The organism is Nocardioides stalactiti, from assembly GCF_014180715.1.
In the GTDB taxonomy this organism is placed as follows: domain Bacteria; phylum Actinomycetota; class Actinomycetes; order Propionibacteriales; family Nocardioidaceae; genus Nocardioides; species Nocardioides stalactiti.
In genome coordinates, this window is the sequence record NZ_JACEFC010000102.1 from 1 (window position 1) to 16,319 (window position 16,319).

The window sequence follows — 16,319 nt, forward strand, 5'->3', positions numbered from 1 at the left end:
CTTCGCGGCGAGACCGGCGACCAGTCCGGCCACCGCCGACTCGATCGCGGCCGGGTCGGTCGCGGGCGACTCGACCCGCGCCTCCTCGAGGATCGCGCCCTCGCCGTCGACCACCGCCCCGGCGATCTTGGTGCCGCCGATGTCGATGCCGCAGGTGACGGGAATGCTCACGACCAGCCGTCCGAGCCCGGGCCGTCCCCACCGTCGAGGTCGATCCGCTCGACCTCCGCGGTCCGCGGTGCAGCGCCGTCCGTGGGCGGCGGGACCGTCTCGAGCACTCCGGCGGCGGCCTGGAGCAGGGAGGACGCCGCGCTCATCAGGTGGGCGCGCACGTCGGGCGAGGTCTCCCGCACGGCGTGGACGACGCGGCAGACCGGGCAGTACTTGCACTCGGTGCTGTCGGTGGCGATGTGGGCGTTGATCTCCGTCACGAACGACATCGCCTGGTCGGCGAGGTTGCCGACACCGCCGCCGACGTCGGCGGTCTGCTGGCGGGCCACGTCGGCGAGGGCACCGAACAGCTTGAGCGCCTCCTCACCCACCGACCCGACCTCGGGCCGGCTGGCGGACGTGGGCTGCTCGTCCTGGGGCTCCTGCGGGTCCCGTGGCTCGGTCACCTCGCCGCCTCCCTGCTCGTCGTGGGCGCCTGGTCCGGCTCGCGGAACCGTACCTGGAGCTCGCCGCCCTCGACGCGAGCGCCCGCGACCCGGAGCCTCGCGAGGCCGGCGGGCAGGGTCAGCAGGCGGCGGGAGGATCCGACGGTGACCACCAGCTCGTCGCCGTTGCGGGCCAGGTCGACCTGCTCGCGGCGGACGAACGGCAGCGCCAGGTGGACGATCGCGCCGGTGTCGTCGCGGGTGACGCGGAACGGGCCGTCGCCGACCGGCGGCGCCAGCGGGTCGGCGTCGCCGTACAGCCTCGACGCGAGCGCGGAGAGCGCCGGGACACCGACCGGCTCGCCGGACTGGTACTCCGAGAGCCACACCGGGAGGCCGACGAACGACTGGTCCACCTCCTTGAGCACCCGCTGCTGGGCGTCGACCCAGCCCGCGCGCCACGCGTCGCCGTCGCCCGCCGGGAAGACCCGGTTGGCGATGACGCCGTCCACGCGGTAGCCGAAGAGCGACAGGCTCGTGTAGGCGCGCCGAGCCTCGGCGAGCACGACGTTCTCCGGGGTGAGGACCAGACGCACCGACGCATTCGGGCCGGAGAGCAGCTCGTGGACCTCGTCGAGCTCGCCGTGCAGCCGCGTGATCGCGTCGAAGACGGTGTCGCCGGGCATGGGGACGCCCGCGGCCCGGTTGAGCACCGGGCGCAGCACCTTGACCAGCTTGCGTTGGATCGGGAGCAGCCGCTCGATGTACCACCCGAGCGCCTCGGGGAGGGCCAGCAGCCGCAGTGTCTCGGCGGTGGGCGCGCAGTCCACGACGATGACGTCCCAGTTGCCCGAGCGCGCGTGCAGCCGCAGCTCGAGGAGCGCGAGCACCTCCTCGGCGCCCGGGATGACGGTCATCTCCTCCGCGGCCACGGTGTCCATGCCGGCCGCGTCGAGGACGGAGAGCAGGTAGCGCTGGATGTCGGCCCACGACTGCTCGAAGCGCAGCTGGGCGTCGACCTGGTGCACGTAGAGCCGGTCGGAGATCTCGATCGGCTCGGCGTGGATCCGGCCGGAGGCGCCGTACGCGTCGGCCAGGGAGTGTGCGGCATCGGTGGAGATCACCAGCGTGCGCAGGCCGCTGGCCGCCGCCAGGGCGGCGGTGCCGGCGGCGACGGTCGACTTGCCGACGCCGCCCTTGCCCGTGAAGAGGACGATGCGCACCGGTGGTCTCCGAGGTGGCTGCAGGGCGATCAGGCGCCGGTCTCGACGCGCTTCTTGAGACCCTTCAGCGCGGTGTCGATGAGGATCTTCTCGCCCTTGCGCTTGAGCATGCCGATGAGCGGGATCGAGAGGTCGAGGGCCAGCCGGTAGGTGACCTCGGTCCGGCCGGGGCCGATCTCGTCGAGGATGTAGGCGCCGTCGAGCGAGCGCAGCATCTTGCCCTGGACGAGGGTCCAGGTGACCAGCTTGTCGCCGTCCCAGACGTAGGCGAGCGTGTACTCGTCCTTGATCGGCGCCACGTCGAGCGCGAAGAACACCTTCTCGGCGCGACCGCGGGCGGCCGGGTCGTCGTCGCTGAAGGAGGCGACGACGTCAGCGACGGTGACGCCCTTGGCCCACGCTGGATAGGCGGCGAAGTCGGCGATGACCGCCATCACGTCCGCTGCGGGGGCGTCGACGACGATCGACGAGGACGTCTGCTCAGCCATGGACCGCAGGCTACCGGAGAAGCCGGGCACCCCCGCGCGGCGGTAACCTGCCGTGCGGTCGTTCCCCGAAAGGATCCACCTTGCGCGAGTACTCCACTCCCCAGTCCGTCGCCGTCCCCACGAGCGGCAACCTGACCGACGACGTGGTGCGCAACGCCGACGAGGCACCCGCCGCCGTCGTGTTCAGTCGCCCCACCGGCACTCCCGGCGAATGGGGTGACGTGACCGCCGCCGAGTTCCTCGTCGAGGTCGGCGGAGTCGCAAAAGGCCTGGTCGCAGCGGGTGTCGAGCCCGGCGACCGGGTAGCGATCATCTCCCGGACACGCTACGAGTGGACCCTCCTGGACTACGCGATCTGGTTCGCCGGCGCGGTCACGGTCCCGATCTACGAGTCCTCCTCCGCCGAGCAGATCGCGTGGATCCTCAGTGACTCGGGCGCCCGAGCGGTCGTGGCCGAGGACGCGGCGCACGTCGCGAAGATCACAGCGGTGCGGAGCGACCTGACCGAACTCCACCACGTGTGGGCGATCGAGGACAGCGGCGCCGGAGCCGTCGGCGTGCTCACCCGGCTCGGCGGCGACGTGTCCGACGACGAGCTCGAGAAGCGCCGCACGACGGCCGGACCGGGCGACCTCGCGACGCTCATCTACACCTCGGGGACGACCGGGCGGCCCAAGGGCTGCATGCTCACCCATGACAACTTCCAGACCGAGCTGACCGTCGCCGTCCACGAGCTCGAGCAGCTCTTCGACGCCGAGGGCGCCTCCACGCTCCTCTTCCTGCCGCTGGCCCACGTCTTCGCGCGGATCATCCAGGTCGGCTGCGTGAAGTCCCGGACCAAGCTGGGCCACAGCGCCGACATCAAGAACCTGGTGCCGCAGCTCCAGAGCTTCCAGCCGACGTTCATCCTCGCCGTCCCCCGGGTGTTCGAGAAGGTCTTCAACACCGCCTCCCAGAACGCTACGGCCGACGGCAAGGGCAAGATCTTCGACCGCGCGGCCGACGTCGCCATCGCCTACTCCCGCGGCCTCGACGCGGGACGGGTGCCGCTGGCGGTCCGGGCGCAGCACGCCGCGTTCTCCCGCCTGGTCTATGCGAAGCTGCGCGCCGCCCTCGGCGGCCGGTGCGAGTTCGCCGTCTCCGGCGGCGCGCCGCTCGGCGACCGGCTCGGCCACTTCTACCGCGGGATCGGCCTGGTGGTGCTCGAGGGCTACGGCCTCACCGAGACGACGGCTGCGTTGACGGTCAACCTCCCCGACGCCCTCAAGGTCGGCACCGTCGGCCGTCCGCTCCCCGGGACCGCGGTCCGGGTCACCGACGACGGCGAGCTGGTCTTCAAGGGCGGCCAGGTCTTCGGTGGCTACTGGGCCAACCCGGAGGCCACCGCCGAGGCCATCGACGCCGACGGCTGGTTCCACACCGGGGACGTCGGCGAGGTCGACGACGAGGGCTTCGTGCGGATCACGGGACGCAAGAAGGAGATCCTGGTGACCGCGGGCGGAAAGAACGTCGCTCCCGCGGTGCTCGAGGACCGGGTCCGCGCGCACGCGCTGGTGAGCCAGTGCCTCGTCGTCGGCGACGGCCAGCCGTTCATCGGCGCGCTGGTGACCCTGGACAGCGAGGCTCTCCCTGCGTGGGCCGAGCAGCACGGCAAGTCGGGTGACGCCGCCTCGCTGGCCTCCCTGAGCCGGGACCCCGACCTGCGGGCCGCCGTGGAGGCCGCGATCGAGGACGCCAACCAGGCCGTGTCGAAGGCCGAGGCGATCCGGAAGTTCGAGGTCCTCCCCTACGACTGGACCGAGGAGGGCGGTCAGCTGACCCCCAGCCTCAAGCTCAAGCGCAACGTCGTGATGCGCGAGTGCCGCGACGAGATCTCCGCGCTCTACGAGGTCTGATCGGGCTTCCCTCCCGCCTGCGGTGGTCCGATCGGGCCAGGGGCTGGCCCGGAATGACTAGGACCCTGAATCGTTCGGTCCGAACGTCCTGTTTGGCTCACTCAGCACGCCGTTTTCCCGATAGATTCTCAATCGTTCGGCGCCGCTTGGGAGGGTGCGCGCCGCACCTTGACAGAGCGAATTCCGGGGACACCGGCGGCACAGTGCCGCGTCTCCGGCATGGGGAGCGGGAGGGCTCTTAAGATGGACCGTCGCAAATTGCTGCTGGTCGTCGCGTCGGTAGTCGCGGCACTGGGTGTAGCACTCGTCTTCGTCTATGCGAGGGGCGCCGATGCGCGCGCCGCGGACAAGTTCGACACCGTCGAGGTGTTGATCGCGAAGAAGAAGATCGACCCGGGCGAGAGCTTCGACGCAGCCCTGGAGAAGGGCAAGTTCGAGCTCACCGACGTCGCTCAGGCGCAGGTGCTCGAGGGCGCCAGCGACGGCACGGACGCCCTCGAGGGCACCGTCGCGCTGACGACGATCTATCCCCAGGAACAGCTGATCCCCGCGAAGTTCGGTGGTCAGGACGAGGTCCAGGCCGACGTCACGCTGCCGATCCCCGAGGGCAAGATCGCCATCTCGATCGGTGTCGAGGACGCCGCCCGTGTCGGCTACTTCATCCGCCCGGGCGCCGAGATCGCCGTCATGGCGACCCTCATCGACCGGACCACCCAGGCCCCGATCGTGACCCGCACGCTGCTCGCCCGGGTCACCGTGCTCGCCGCCGGCGACACCTCGGCCATCGCCGAGGGGTCCACCGACGAGGAGGACGGCAACGACGACGGCATCAAGCAGCTGGTGACGATCGCGGTCACCCAGCGGCAGGCCGAGCAGGTCCGGTTCGCCGAGAAGGCGGGCGAGCTGTCGGCCGCGCTCCTCAACAGCAACAGCGACGTCGAGGTCGGCGAAGGCGTCGACGAGGAATCCCTCTTCAAGGACGAGGACTGAGGGCGACCCATGCCAGTACTTGTCGAGACCGACAGCGGCGTCGTCCCGCTGTTGCTCCAGGCGATGCCCGCCGGCTCTCATGCCGTCGCGGCCGCCGACCGGATGTACGTGTGGCTGGACCAGCACATCGATGAGTACGTCGTTGCGCTCGGCCCGTCCCTCCCGCTGGACCTCGCCCTCTCGTACGCAGAGGACCTCCGGATCGCCAAGCCCACCGTGAGCGTCGTCCTCCTGCGCTCCGAGTTCGACACCGACGCCCTCACCCGGGCCATGCACGCCGGCGTCCGCGACGTCATCGCCGCTGACGACGAGAAGGGCCTCACCAAGGCCGTCGAGCGGGCCCACCAGCTCTACCTGGCCCTCCGCGGGCCGGGCGGTGCCCGCCAGATGGGCCGGATCGTCACCGTCTTCTCGCCCAAGGGCGGCGTGGGCAAGACCACCTCGTCGGTCAACCTCGCCCTGGCCCTGTCCGACAAGGGCGCCCGCAAGGTCTGCCTCGTCGACCTCGACCTCGCGTTCGGCGACGTCGCGATCACGATGCAGCTCTTCCCGACCCACTCCATCGAGCAGGCCGTCGGGTCCGAGGACTCGATCGACCTGGCGATGATCGAGGGACTCCTGACCCGCCACCAGGACTCGCTCAACGTCCTCGCCGCGCCGGCCCACCCGGACGTGCGGGAGCGGGTCACCCCGCTCCTCATCTCGCGGATCCTCCGGGCGCTGCGCGACGGCTTCGACTACATCGTGGTCGACACCTCGCCGTCGTTCGACGACGCGACGCTGACGGCGCTCGACGAGACCGACGAGTGCGTGATCATCGCGACCCTCGACGTGCCCACGCTCAAGAACGTCAAGGTTGCCCTCGAGACGATGGACATGCTCAACATCGCGCGCGGCCACCGGCACCTGCTGCTCAACCGCGCCGACGACGAGGTCGGCATCAGCGTCGACAAGGTCGAGAGCATCCTCAACATGCCGGTCGCCGTCCAGGTCCGCAGCGCGATCGACGTCGCCGCCGCGACCAACGCCGGCACGCCGATCGTGTCCGCCCAGCCGGGCCACGCGGCCAGCCGCGCCTACGTCGAGCTCGCCTCGACCCTGACCGGTGAGCCCGTCGCCGCGCCCGCACCCGCCGCGCCTGGCGCGGACAGCGGGTCCAAGTCGCGCGGGGGTCTCTTCCGCCGAGGGAGGAGCTGATCATGTCGAGCCTCTCCGAGCGCCTCGAGGCGGCCCGCCGCCAGCAGGAGGTCGCCGGCCGCCACGTCGGCGACCCCGACCCCTCCGACCCGCAGCGCCCCGACGGGATGGTGTTCGACGACGAGCTGGCCGCCGCTCCGGACCCGGCCCCGGCTGTGGTCGCCGCACCGGCCAAGGCCACCCCGGGCCCGCTCTCGCAGCGGACCGCGGTCGCCGCGACCGGCGACAACCGTTCGGCCCAGCGTCGGGCCCTGGCCAGCCATGAGTCCGACCGCATCGAGGACCTCAAGGCCAGCGTGCACGCCGAGCTCCTCAAGGAGCTCGGGCCGCATCTCTACGACGCCGACATGGACCAGTCCGAGCTGGACCAGCGGGTCCGCACGGTGCTCGCCGAGGTCCTCGGCGCCCAGGACCGGCCGCTGAGCAACAGCGACCGGGCCCGGGTCACCCAGGAGATCAGTGACGACATCCTCGGCTACGGGCCGATCGACCCCTACCTGCGGGACCCCGAGGTCTCCGAGGTCATGGTCAACGGTCACAACGACGTGTGGCTGGAGAAGAGCGGGCGGCTGACGAAGGCCGAGGCGCACTTCGCCGACGAGGCCCACCTGCGACGCACCATCGACAAGATCGTGTCCCGCATCGGCCGCCGTGTCGACGAGTCCAGCCCGATGGTGGACGCCCGTCTCCCCGACGGCAGCCGTGTCAACGCGATCGTCCCGCCGCTGGCCATCGACGGCTCCGCGCTGACGATCCGGAAGTTCGCCACCGACCCGCTCACCGTGGACGACCTCATCACCTTCGGCTCGCTGAGCCCGCAGACCGCGGACTTCCTCGAGGCGTGCGTCCGGGGCCGGCTCAACGTGATCGTGTCCGGCGGTACCGGTGCCGGGAAGACCACGACGCTCAACGTGCTGTCGTCGTTCATCCCGTCCGACGAGCGGATCGTCACCATCGAGGACGCCGCCGAGCTCCAGCTGCACCAGGACCACGTGGTCCGACTGGAGTCCCGGCCCGCGAACATCGAGGGCAAGGGCGCGGTGACCATCCGCGACCTGGTGAAGAACAGCCTCCGCATGCGTCCTGACCGCATCGTCGTCGGCGAGGTCCGCGACGCCTCGGCGCTCGACATGCTGCAGGCGATGAACACCGGTCACGACGGCTCCATCTGCACCCTGCACTCCAACGGGCCGCGCGACACGCTCGCCCGCATGGAGACGATGGTGCTCATGGCCGGCATGGACCTGCCGATCCGCGCGATCCGCGAGCAGGTGGCCTCGGCGGTCGACCTGATCGTGCACCAGTCCCGCTTCAAGGACGGCTCGCGCAGGATCACCCACATCACCGAGGTCGAGCGGATGGAGGGTGACGTCATCACCCTCCAGGACGTCTTCGTCTTCGACAACTCCGCCGGCTTCGACGAGAACGGCCGCGTGCTCGGTCGGCTCCGCAGCACCGGCCTGCGACCGAAGTTCATCGAGAAGCTCGCCTACGCGAACGTGGCGGTCGACCCGGCGGTGTTCCGCGTGGACCGGGCATGAAGCGCCTGGCTCTCGCGGCGCTCGCCGCGTTCGTCCCCCTCGGCCTGGTCCTGGCCCCGTCTGCCGCCTCGGCAGAGGACGGCGACGCCTCGATCGCGCACGTGGAGTCGAACGGCGACGGCCTGCGGGTCCTCGTCAGCGTCCCACCGGGCACCGAGGTCGACCTGGCCAAGGTCACCGGCACGCTGGACGGCGACGACCTGCGGACCACCGCGGTCTCGGCCGGCAGCGACACGACCGTGCAGCGCACCACGATCTTGGCGATCGACACCAGCGACTCGATGGCGCAGAACGGCCGGTTCGAGGCCGCCAAGGCCGCCGCGCTGACGTTCCTCGACTCCGTCCCGGACGACGTCGCCGTCGGCATCGTCACCTTCGACGGCGAGGTCGCCACCGCGCTCGAGCCCACGACCGACCGCGGCGCGGCCACGATCGTGGTCGAGGGCCTCGCGCTCAGCAAGGGAACGCTGCTGTACGACGGCATCCTCGCGGCCGTCGACGTGGCCGGCGAGGACGGCCAGCGCTCGATCGTGGTCCTCTCCGACGGCGCCGACACCGGGAAGTCGACGTCGATCGCCGACGTCACCGCAGCCATCGAGGAGACCTCGACCCTCGTCGACGTCGTCGCGCTCGACCAGGAGAACAAGCCCAAGGCGGCGGCCGCGCTCGAGCAGCTCGCCGCGGCAGGACAAGGCGAGGTCATCGCCTCCACCGGCACCGCGCTCGCTGCCGCGTTCGTGGCCGAGGCCGAGGTGCTGGCGGGCCAGATCCTGGTCACCGCTCCCCTGCCCTCCGGCTTCGACGCCGAGCAGGCGACGGTCGCGATCACCCTCCCGACGGCCGGCGGCGAGCTGGTCGCCAGCGCGTTCGCGAAGATCCAGGACGCGCCCGCCGACGACTCCGACTCCTCCGCGCAGCCGGTCAACCCCGACGACGGCTGGCAGGTCCCGAGCTGGACGCTCTACGCGGGCATCGCGGTGTTCGGCGTCGGCCTCGTCGCCGCCGCGATGCTGCTCGTTCCCGCCAAGGCCCAGCCGATGACCATCGCCGAGCGGGTCACCGCCTACACCGGCACCGTCGGTGTCTCGGCGGCGGACAAGGAGCAGAAGGCATCCGGCGAGCCGATGCTCGACCAGGCCAAGGCGGCCGCGGCCGGCGTCCTGGAGCGCAACAAGAACCTCGAGGAGAAGCTGGCGGCCCGCCTCACCGCGGCCGGGAGCAGCTTCAAGCCCTCGGAGTGGTTGCTGCTCCAGATCGGCGTCGTGATCGGTTCCGGCGTCCTCGGGCTGCTCGTGGGCGGCGGCAACATCATCGTCGGCATCCTGTTCCTCGTCGTCGGGTTCTTCCTCCCCCGCCTGTTCCTCGGCTTCCAGGCCGGTCGACGCCGCCGCGCGTTCAACTCCTGCCTGCCCGACACCCTCCAGCTGATGTCCGGGTCGCTCGCGGCCGGGCTCTCGCTGGCCCAGTCGGTCGACACGGTCGTCAACGAGGGCCCCGAGCCGATCGCCGGCGAGTTCAAGCGGGTGTTGGTCGAGAACCGGATCGGCGTTCCGATCGAGGACGCCTTCGACGGCGTCGCCGAGCGGTTCGGCAGCAAGGACTTCGCGTGGGTGGTCATGGCCATCCGGATCCAGCGTCAGGTCGGCGGCAACCTCGCCGAGCTGCTCACGACCGTCGCCGCGACCATGCGCGAGCGGGAGTACCTGCGTCGCCAGGTCGCCGCACTCGCCGCGGAGGGCAAGCTGTCCGCGATCATCCTGGCCTGCCTGCCGCCCGGCTTCCTGTTCTTCCTGAGCTTCACGAACCGCGGCTACATCACGCCGCTGTTCGAGACGACGCTCGGGCTGGCCCTGCTCATCGGAGCGACGCTGTGGTTGTGCGTCGGGATCTTCTGGATGAGCCGACTCGTGAAGGTGGAGATCTGAGATGTTCCTCTTCCTCGCCATCGTCCTGTTCGGCTCGGCGATCGTGCTGCTCCGGCTCGCGCTGGTCCGCACCGAGGCCCCGAGCGGCCTCGCGCGCTCGCTCGCGAGCCTCGAGCAGATGTCGATCAGCCCGGTGTCGCCCGAGGAGGTCGAGCAGCCGTTCGCCGACCGTGTCCTCGAGCCGCTCCAGGCCAAGGCCCTCAACCTGGGTCGTCGGCTCACGGGCGGCGACAAGGCCGAGCGGATCCGCCACAAGCTCGACCTCGCGGGCAACCCGCGCGACCTGTCCGTCGACCGGATCGTCTCGCTCAAGGTCATGGCGGCAGTCGTCCTCGGCCTGTGCGGCCTGGCCTACGCGCTGCTCATCAGCGCCAGCCCGCTCATCTACCTCGCGCTCGGCGCCGGAGGCGGCGTCGTCGGCTTCCTCGCCCCCGACCTGTGGCTCTACCAGCAGGCCTACGACCGGTCTGAGGAGATCCGCCGGACGCTCGCCGACGCCGTCGACCTGCTGACGATCAGCGTGGAGGCCGGTCTCGGCTTCGACGCCGCGCTGCAGCAGGTCGCGCGCAACACCGGCGGTCCGCTCGCCGAGGAGTTCTCGCGCGTGCTCCGGGAGATGCAGCTCGGCAAGGGTCGCTCCGAGTCCCTGCGCTCGCTCGGCGACCGGACCAACGTCGACGACCTGAAGACGTTCGTCGGCGCGATGGTCCAAGCGGACTCGTTCGGCATCTCCATCGCCCAGGTGCTGCGGGTCCAGTCCGGGGAGATGCGGGTCAAGCGGCGCCAGCACGCCGAGAAGCGTGCGCAGCAGGTCCCGGTCAAGATCATGATCCCCCTGATCCTGTGTGTTCTGCCGTGTCTGATGACGGTGGTCATGGGACCTGCGATCATCAACGTGGTCAAGCAGTTCGGCTGATCGGTCCCTACCAGCTCAAACCACGGAGAAAATGCCCACCCGACAGACGTTCGCGGTCGTGGCGGCAGCGCGACTCTTCTCGCTGCTCGCCATCGGTGCGCCCGCGCTGTGGTTCCAGCAGTCCGACGTGCTCTTCGCGCTGCTCGCGCTCGCCCTGCTCTGGCTCTACCAGGTCGTGACGATCACGCGACGTGATCTGGAGCTGACCCTCAGCCCGACCATCGAGGCGATCGCGGTCGGCGTCATCTGTGCCGTGGCCATGTCCGCCTCGCCGGCGATCCTCGCCGCGCTCGTCGTACCGCCGCTCTTCGCGACGGCGTCCGAGGGCCTGCGACCGATGGTGCGCACGGTGGCCATCCAGCTGGTGTCGGTCGTCAGCCTGGGCCTCATGTGGCACGGTCGCGGCGACGGCACCGAATGGCCCGAGTGGGGCATCTCGATCTTCACCTGGTCGATGGCCGGGTTCGGCCTGAGCCTGGTCGCGAGCGTCACCTTCACCTCGACGCGCAGCACGAGCGACCCGCTCTCCCCCTACCGCGACGCTCAATACCTCATCAAGCAGCTCATCGACCTGTCCGGCGACCTCAGCTCCGGCCTCGACGTGGCCGCACTCGGGGGCGAGATGCTCGGCGTCGTCGGCGACGTGGTCCCGAGCCGTTTGTTGGCGCTCTACGTCCCGCGCGGCGACGCGCTGGCCTCCGTCGCGACGAGCACCGAGCTCGACCCGGCCGATGCCGACGCCTGCGAGAAGCTCGCGACCGACGCCTGGGCGCGCGGTGAACCGGTGGCGGCGGGCCAGGGCTTCGGCTTCGGCGCCGGGGACACGGCGATCATCGCGGGCCTGCGGCCCGGATCCGAGAGCGTCAAGTGGGAGCTCCCGTTCGACGACCTCAAGGCTGCGCTCGCGCCGAGCACCGTCAAGTTCGACACCGCGCTGCTGTTCTCCCACTTCCGCGACGTCGCCACCGCCGACGAGCGCCAGCGGCTCGCCCGGGAGATGCACGACGGCGTCGCCCAGGACATCGCCTCGCTCGGCTACCTCGTCGACGCGCTGGCCGCCCGTCCGGCCGACGAGACCCAGGAGAAGCAGTTCGCGATGCTTCGCGACCGGGTGACCAAGGTCGTCTCCGAGGTACGCCGCTCGGTCATGAACCTGCGGACCAGCATCGGAGAGAACGAGAGCCTCGGCGCCGCGATCGGCGCCGTGGCCCGCCACCTCTCCGAGGCGTCCGGCATCCCGATCCGGGTGCGGCTCGACGAGCAGCCGAACCGGCTGCGGCCCGAGGTCGAGGCCGAGCTGTTCCGGATCGCCCAGGAGGCGATGAACAATGCCGTCAAGCACGCCCGCGCGACCGCGATCGACGTCCGCTGCCAGGTCTACGCCCCCGACGCACGGATCACCATCGCGGACGACGGCGTCGGCCTCCAGAGCGGACGCGCCGACTCCCACGGGCTGAAGATCATGCGTGAGCGCGCCAAACTGATCGGAGCACAGTTGACGGTGCGCGACAATGCAAGCCGCGGGCTCACCGTCTCGGTGGTCCTCCGCGCGCCGGGTGGCCACGACCCGGAACCTGAACGGACCAAGAGCTTGGAGGCTCGATGACCACCGACACCATCTCGATCCTGCTCGTGGACGACCACGAGCTGATCCGCAGCGGTCTCGGGGCGGTGCTCGACCTCGAGCCGGACATGGACGTCGTCGGTACCGCGGGCAGCGTCGCCGAGGCGATCCGCGAGTACGACCGCCTGCAGCCGACCGTCGTGGTCGCCGACCTGCAGCTCCAGGACGGCACCGGGCTCGACATCGTCCGTACCGTCCGCAAGCAGAGCGACACGGTCGGCCTGATCGTCCTCACCATGCACTCCGGCGACGACCAGATCTTCGCCGCGATGCAGGCCGGCGCCTCCGGCTTCGTGGGCAAGGACGCGCCCGCGACCGAGGTCATCAAGGCCGCCCGCCATGCCGCGGTCTCTCCCAAGGCCTTCGTCTGCGCCGGCCTCGTCGGTGCCATGATGCGACGCCGCTCGGGAGAGACGACGTCGCTGACCGAGCGGGAGCACGACGTGCTGCTGCTCCTCGCCGAGGGTCTCAACGCCGCGGCGATCGGCGCCAAGCTCTATCTGTCGGAGTCCACGACGAAGTCCCACATCGCGCGGATCTACCAGAAGCTGGGCGCCGCCAACCGGGCCCAGGCGCTCGTCACGGCGATGCGGATCGGGCTGCTCTCGACGGTGCAGCCCTCGGCCCGCTGACCCCTCGGCGAAGGGTCGCCCGCGGTTAGTCACAAGGGACTAACCGCATCGAGACGAACTCCCGATCCGCGTGGGCTCCCGTCCCGGCAAGATTCTGGTCATCGGGGAAAAGCCCCGGGGGACACAGCATCAAGCTTGAGGGAGAAACTCCGATGATCCAGTACCTGCAGATCCTGCTCAACGTCCACCGTGACGAGGACCGCGGCGCCTCCGCCGTCGAGTACGGCCTCCTGGTCGCCCTCATCGCGGTCGTCATGGCCGTCGGCGCGGCGCTCTTCGGCACCGAGCTCAACAACCTCTTCACCGACGTCTCCGGCGACATCTGAGCCGTCACCCAGACGACAGCGAAGGCCGCACGTCCCGACCGGGCGTGCGGCCTTCGCGCTTCCAGCACCATGTCCTAACCGGAGGCCATCGATGCAGCGCAGCTCACTTCGCCCCGCACGTCCCGAGGACGGCGGCTCGGCGGTCGAGTACGGCGTCCTGATCTCGGCGATCGTCTTGGTGATCGTCGCGATCATCACCTTGTTCGGCACCCAGGTCAGCGACCTTTACGCCAACGTGTTCTAGTCATTCCGGACCATCTCAGTCCAGACGAAAACACGATCACATCGGCGCCTGATCGGACGAGAGTTGACCTCATCGGGGAGCACAGGCCCCGGGGACACAGCACCACACCTTCTTGAGGGAGAACCCGATGATCCAGTACCTGCAGATCCTGCTCAACGCCCACCGCGACGAGGACCGCGGCGCCTCCGCCGTCGAGTACGGCCTCCTGGTCGCCCTCATCGCGGTCGTCATGGCCGTCGGCGCGGCGCTCTTCGGCACCGAGCTCAACAACCTCTTCACCGACGTCGCCGGCGACATCTGAGCCGTCACCCAGACCACAGCGAAGGCCGCACGTCCCGACCGGGACGTGCGGCCTTCGCCATTGTCGCGCCGTCGCCCTCGCTCCGGTCAGAGGCGGTGAGTCAGTCCTCGCGCGCGATCGCGATCCGCTCGAGCACCGTCGGGTGCGAGCCGAAGAACCATTGCGACCACGCCGGCGGAGTGGGGTCGGCCAGGGACTTGACCGCCAGCCGGGTCTGGAGCGCGACGAACGCGTCGGGGTCGTCGGTCGCCGCGAGCGCGTCGACATCGGCCCGGGTCTCGACCTGGCGGCTGATGCCGTTGTGCACAGGGCTGGAGATCACGGTGGCGATCGCCGTCAACGCCAGGACCATCGGCACCGCGCGGACCTCGCCGACCTCCGGCCACCCGCGACGGCGGCCGGCACCGGCGACCAGCCCGAGGAGTCCGACCCCCACGAGCGCGCCGGCCGCGCCGAGCGCCGTGCCGACGACCACATCGCCGTGTCGGGCGTGCGCCAGCTCGTGGCCCACGACCGAGAGCACCTGGTCGTCGGGCAGGTCGTCGAGCAGCGTGTCGTAGACGACCACCCGTCGGGTGCCGCCGAAGCCGGAGACATAGGCGTTGAGCGTCGTCGTGCGACGGGACGCGTCAGCGACGAGCACCTCGTCGACCTCCACCCCCTCGGCGTCGGCGAGCGCGAGGATCCGGGTCCGCAGCGGTCCGTCGTCGAGCTGCTCGAAGTCGTTGAACAGCGGCTCGACGACCAGCGGGTACACGAAGGAGCCGGCGAACACCAGTGCGGCCAGGACTCCCCCGGCGATCGCCGGCCACGCTCGGGGCCAGCGCCGGGCCAGCCCGACCAGCGTCACGACGCCGATCGAGGTGATGACCACGTCGACGGCCTCGCCCTTGGCGACGTCGGCCGCCCACGCCCCCCACGAGCCCGTGCTGAGGCCGGCGTCGAGCTGGTGCTGGCGCAGGACGACGGCGAAGGGCAGGGTGACGACCCGGCCGACCAGTCCGAGCGCGGCGACGACGAGGACGGTCTGGAGCCACCAGCGACCGGGCATCCGGTCGGCGAGGCGGCGGCCACGCTCGGAGAAGCCGAGCCAGGCCGCGACGAGCAGCGACACCGCCAGGCTGCTCCAGCTCCACACCCGGGCCCACCGGGCGTAGTCCTCGGCGCGGTCGACCTGGGTCGCGGTCAGCACCGTGTCGGCGGCGACCGGCGACGGGGTGCCACCCGGCACCGGGTGCCACGGCACCAGCCAGACGGCGAGGACGACGAACGCCACCGCACCGAGCGCGGCCGTGCCGAGCGCGGCCGTGCCGAGCGAGGTCCGCCGGGCGCCGTCAGTCACGGGCGAGCGCCTCGAGGTCGTCCTGCCAGGCCCGGGTCAGCCCGGCGACGGTCCAGCCGATCTCGGTCATCAGGGCCTCCTCGAGGTCGGCGCCGCCGAGGACGGCGTCGTAGAAGCGCACCAGGGCTGCCTCTCCCCCGCGCTCGGCCAGTGTCACGCACGCCAGCCAGGCGGCCTCGTAGGCCGCTCCGAGGTGCGCGGCCTGGCTGTCGAGGTCGACCGGGCTGGGCAGGCTGGCGGGCACACCGTCGGCTCGCACCTGCGCGATGACCTGACCGGCCGTCCGCGACAGCGGCAGGTCGACGTCGCGCAGCGCGACGTAGTCGGCGAACCCCTCGACGAGCCACGGCTCGGCACCGCTCGTCGGCGCATCGGTGAGGGCGTGCACCGCCTCGTGGCTCATGACGACCTGGGCCCCGATCGGACCGAGAGCGCCGAACACCTCGGGGTTGAGGAAGACGTGGGCAGGGGTGCCGGGGACGTTGGCACCGTCGGCGGAGGTCGTCACCGCGGCGACGGCGTCGTACGTCCCGGCCGGCAGGCCCAGCGCGGCGTGGAGGGCGGCAGACGTGGCGGGGACCTCGACGACCAGGTGGTCGGCTCCCTCGCCCGACCCGGCGTCGTCGCCCAGGACCTCGGCAGCGTCGGCGAGGGCCTGCTCGGCCTGAGCGAGCACCTGGCCGGCCGGGAGCGCGTCGCGGGCCACGACGACCACGGCGTCGTCGGTACGCCGGACCTCGGTCGGTCCGCTCAGCCACACCGGCGTCGCGGCGGCGCCGCCACCGATGGAGCGCACCCGGTCACCGCCGTCGGCGAACTCGAACTGCACCTCGGTGCGCGCGGGCACCTCCTCGAAACCGGCGACCCGCCAGGTGACGACGACGGCGGCGGTCCACGAGCCGTCGGGCCCGACGGTGCCGTTCTCCGCGACGTAGCTGAAGGTCACGTCGGTCAGGTCCATGGCGGCGGCGGTCTCGGCGACGCCGCGGAGCAGGGTCCGCCCCGCGTCGTCGGCCCCCAGGGCCTCCGCCGCAGCCGCGTCGCGGTCGACGACGGCCTGCTGGAGGTCGTCCAGGGTC

The 16,319-nt window shown here is 71.1% G+C and carries 17 protein-coding genes; 11 read left to right on the plus strand and 6 right to left on the minus strand.

Annotation, left to right across the window (positions count from 1 at the left end):
• From H0487_RS17430 to H0487_RS17445, 4 genes are all read right to left on the minus strand, one after another.
• A partial coding sequence (locus H0487_RS17430; protein ID WP_312856005.1) for an ROK family protein occupies positions 1-171 on the minus strand: 171 nt, incomplete at its 3' end.
• Entirely contained in the window at positions 168-617 is a 450-nt protein-coding gene (locus tag H0487_RS17435; protein ID WP_183095501.1) for a hypothetical protein, read from the minus strand. The genes H0487_RS17430 and H0487_RS17435, both read right to left, overlap by 4 nt.
• A complete protein-coding gene (locus tag H0487_RS17440; RefSeq protein ID WP_183095502.1) occupies positions 614-1,819 on the minus strand; it encodes an ArsA family ATPase in 1,206 nt (401 codons plus the stop codon). The genes H0487_RS17435 and H0487_RS17440 overlap by 4 nt, the downstream gene beginning before the upstream one ends.
• Positions 1,820-1,848: 29 nt before the next feature.
• Positions 1,849-2,307, minus strand: coding sequence for an SRPBCC family protein (locus H0487_RS17445; protein ID WP_183095503.1), 459 nt, complete (start codon positions 2,305-2,307; stop codon positions 1,849-1,851).
• Between the two features lie 80 nt (positions 2,308-2,387).
• Between H0487_RS17445 and H0487_RS17450 the strand changes: the two genes are divergently transcribed.
• The 11 genes from H0487_RS17450 to H0487_RS17500 all read left to right on the plus strand — a co-directional run bounded on the left by H0487_RS17450 (position 2,388) and on the right by H0487_RS17500 (position 13,898).
• Entirely contained in the window at positions 2,388-4,202 is a 1,815-nt protein-coding gene (locus H0487_RS17450) for an AMP-dependent synthetase/ligase (RefSeq protein ID WP_183095504.1), read from the plus strand.
• A 243-nt stretch (positions 4,203-4,445) separates the two neighbouring features.
• Positions 4,446-5,192, plus strand: a complete 747-nt coding sequence (gene cpaB, locus H0487_RS17455; RefSeq protein ID WP_183095505.1) for a Flp pilus assembly protein CpaB — start codon at positions 4,446-4,448, stop codon at positions 5,190-5,192.
• 9 nt (positions 5,193-5,201) lie between these two features.
• Positions 5,202-6,389, plus strand: a complete 1,188-nt coding sequence (locus H0487_RS17460; RefSeq protein ID WP_183095506.1) for a CpaE/TadZ family protein — start codon at positions 5,202-5,204, stop codon at positions 6,387-6,389.
• A gap of 2 nt (positions 6,390-6,391) precedes the next feature.
• A complete protein-coding gene (locus H0487_RS17465) occupies positions 6,392-7,930 on the plus strand; it encodes a TadA family conjugal transfer-associated ATPase (protein WP_246383799.1) in 1,539 nt (512 codons plus the stop codon).
• Positions 7,927-9,855: a type II secretion system F family protein gene (locus H0487_RS17470; RefSeq protein WP_183095507.1), complete on the plus strand. Its 1,929-nt coding sequence runs from the start codon at positions 7,927-7,929 to the stop codon at positions 9,853-9,855. Before H0487_RS17465 ends, H0487_RS17470 begins: the two co-directional genes overlap by 4 nt.
• 1 nt (position 9,856) lies before the next feature.
• On the plus strand, positions 9,857-10,771 hold the full coding sequence (locus tag H0487_RS17475) for a type II secretion system F family protein (RefSeq protein ID WP_183095508.1): 915 nt from the start codon (positions 9,857-9,859) through the stop codon (positions 10,769-10,771).
• Positions 10,772-10,802: 31 nt separating this feature from the next.
• Positions 10,803-12,377 (plus strand): sensor histidine kinase, encoded by a 1,575-nt coding sequence (locus H0487_RS17480; protein WP_183095509.1) that lies wholly within the window; start codon positions 10,803-10,805, stop codon positions 12,375-12,377.
• Positions 12,374-13,027: a response regulator gene (locus tag H0487_RS17485; protein ID WP_183095510.1), complete on the plus strand. Its 654-nt coding sequence runs from the start codon at positions 12,374-12,376 to the stop codon at positions 13,025-13,027. The genes H0487_RS17480 and H0487_RS17485 overlap by 4 nt, the downstream gene beginning before the upstream one ends.
• A gap of 152 nt (positions 13,028-13,179) precedes the next feature.
• Positions 13,180-13,353: a Flp family type IVb pilin gene (locus H0487_RS17490; RefSeq protein WP_183095511.1), complete on the plus strand. Its 174-nt coding sequence runs from the start codon at positions 13,180-13,182 to the stop codon at positions 13,351-13,353.
• A 91-nt stretch (positions 13,354-13,444) separates the two neighbouring features.
• Positions 13,445-13,597, plus strand: a complete 153-nt coding sequence (locus tag H0487_RS17495; RefSeq protein ID WP_183095512.1) for a Flp family type IVb pilin — start codon at positions 13,445-13,447, stop codon at positions 13,595-13,597.
• A gap of 127 nt (positions 13,598-13,724) precedes the next feature.
• Positions 13,725-13,898, plus strand: a complete 174-nt coding sequence (locus H0487_RS17500; RefSeq protein WP_183095513.1) for a Flp family type IVb pilin — start codon at positions 13,725-13,727, stop codon at positions 13,896-13,898.
• 100 nt (positions 13,899-13,998) lie between these two features.
• On the opposite strand, the gene H0487_RS17505 is transcribed toward H0487_RS17500, so the two are convergent.
• Positions 13,999-15,240, minus strand: coding sequence for a M48 family metallopeptidase (locus H0487_RS17505; RefSeq protein ID WP_183095514.1), 1,242 nt, complete (start codon positions 15,238-15,240; stop codon positions 13,999-14,001).
• A partial coding sequence (locus H0487_RS17510) for a hypothetical protein (RefSeq protein ID WP_183095515.1) occupies positions 15,233-16,319 on the minus strand: 1,087 nt, incomplete at its 5' end. The genes H0487_RS17510 and H0487_RS17505, both read right to left, overlap by 8 nt.

Excerpts from the sequence above, each read along its gene's own strand:
- H0487_RS17445 (WP_183095503.1), bottom strand. The coding sequence starts at position 2,307 with ATGGCTGAGCAGACGTCCTCGTCGATCGTCGTCGACGCCCCCGCAGCG.
- cpaB (WP_183095505.1), top strand. The coding sequence starts at position 4,446 with ATGGACCGTCGCAAATTGCTGCTGGTCGTCGCGTCGGTAGTCGCGGCA.
- H0487_RS17460 (WP_183095506.1), top strand. The coding sequence starts at position 5,202 with ATGCCAGTACTTGTCGAGACCGACAGCGGCGTCGTCCCGCTGTTGCTC.
- H0487_RS17465 (WP_246383799.1), top strand. The coding sequence starts at position 6,392 with ATGTCGAGCCTCTCCGAGCGCCTCGAGGCGGCCCGCCGCCAGCAGGAG.
- H0487_RS17470 (WP_183095507.1), top strand. The coding sequence starts at position 7,927 with ATGAAGCGCCTGGCTCTCGCGGCGCTCGCCGCGTTCGTCCCCCTCGGC.
- H0487_RS17475 (WP_183095508.1), top strand. The coding sequence starts at position 9,857 with ATGTTCCTCTTCCTCGCCATCGTCCTGTTCGGCTCGGCGATCGTGCTG.
- H0487_RS17480 (WP_183095509.1), top strand. The coding sequence starts at position 10,803 with ATGCCCACCCGACAGACGTTCGCGGTCGTGGCGGCAGCGCGACTCTTC.
- H0487_RS17485 (WP_183095510.1), top strand. The coding sequence starts at position 12,374 with ATGACCACCGACACCATCTCGATCCTGCTCGTGGACGACCACGAGCTG.
- H0487_RS17490 (WP_183095511.1), top strand. The coding sequence starts at position 13,180 with ATGATCCAGTACCTGCAGATCCTGCTCAACGTCCACCGTGACGAGGAC.
- H0487_RS17495 (WP_183095512.1), top strand. The coding sequence starts at position 13,445 with ATGCAGCGCAGCTCACTTCGCCCCGCACGTCCCGAGGACGGCGGCTCG.
- H0487_RS17500 (WP_183095513.1), top strand. The coding sequence starts at position 13,725 with ATGATCCAGTACCTGCAGATCCTGCTCAACGCCCACCGCGACGAGGAC.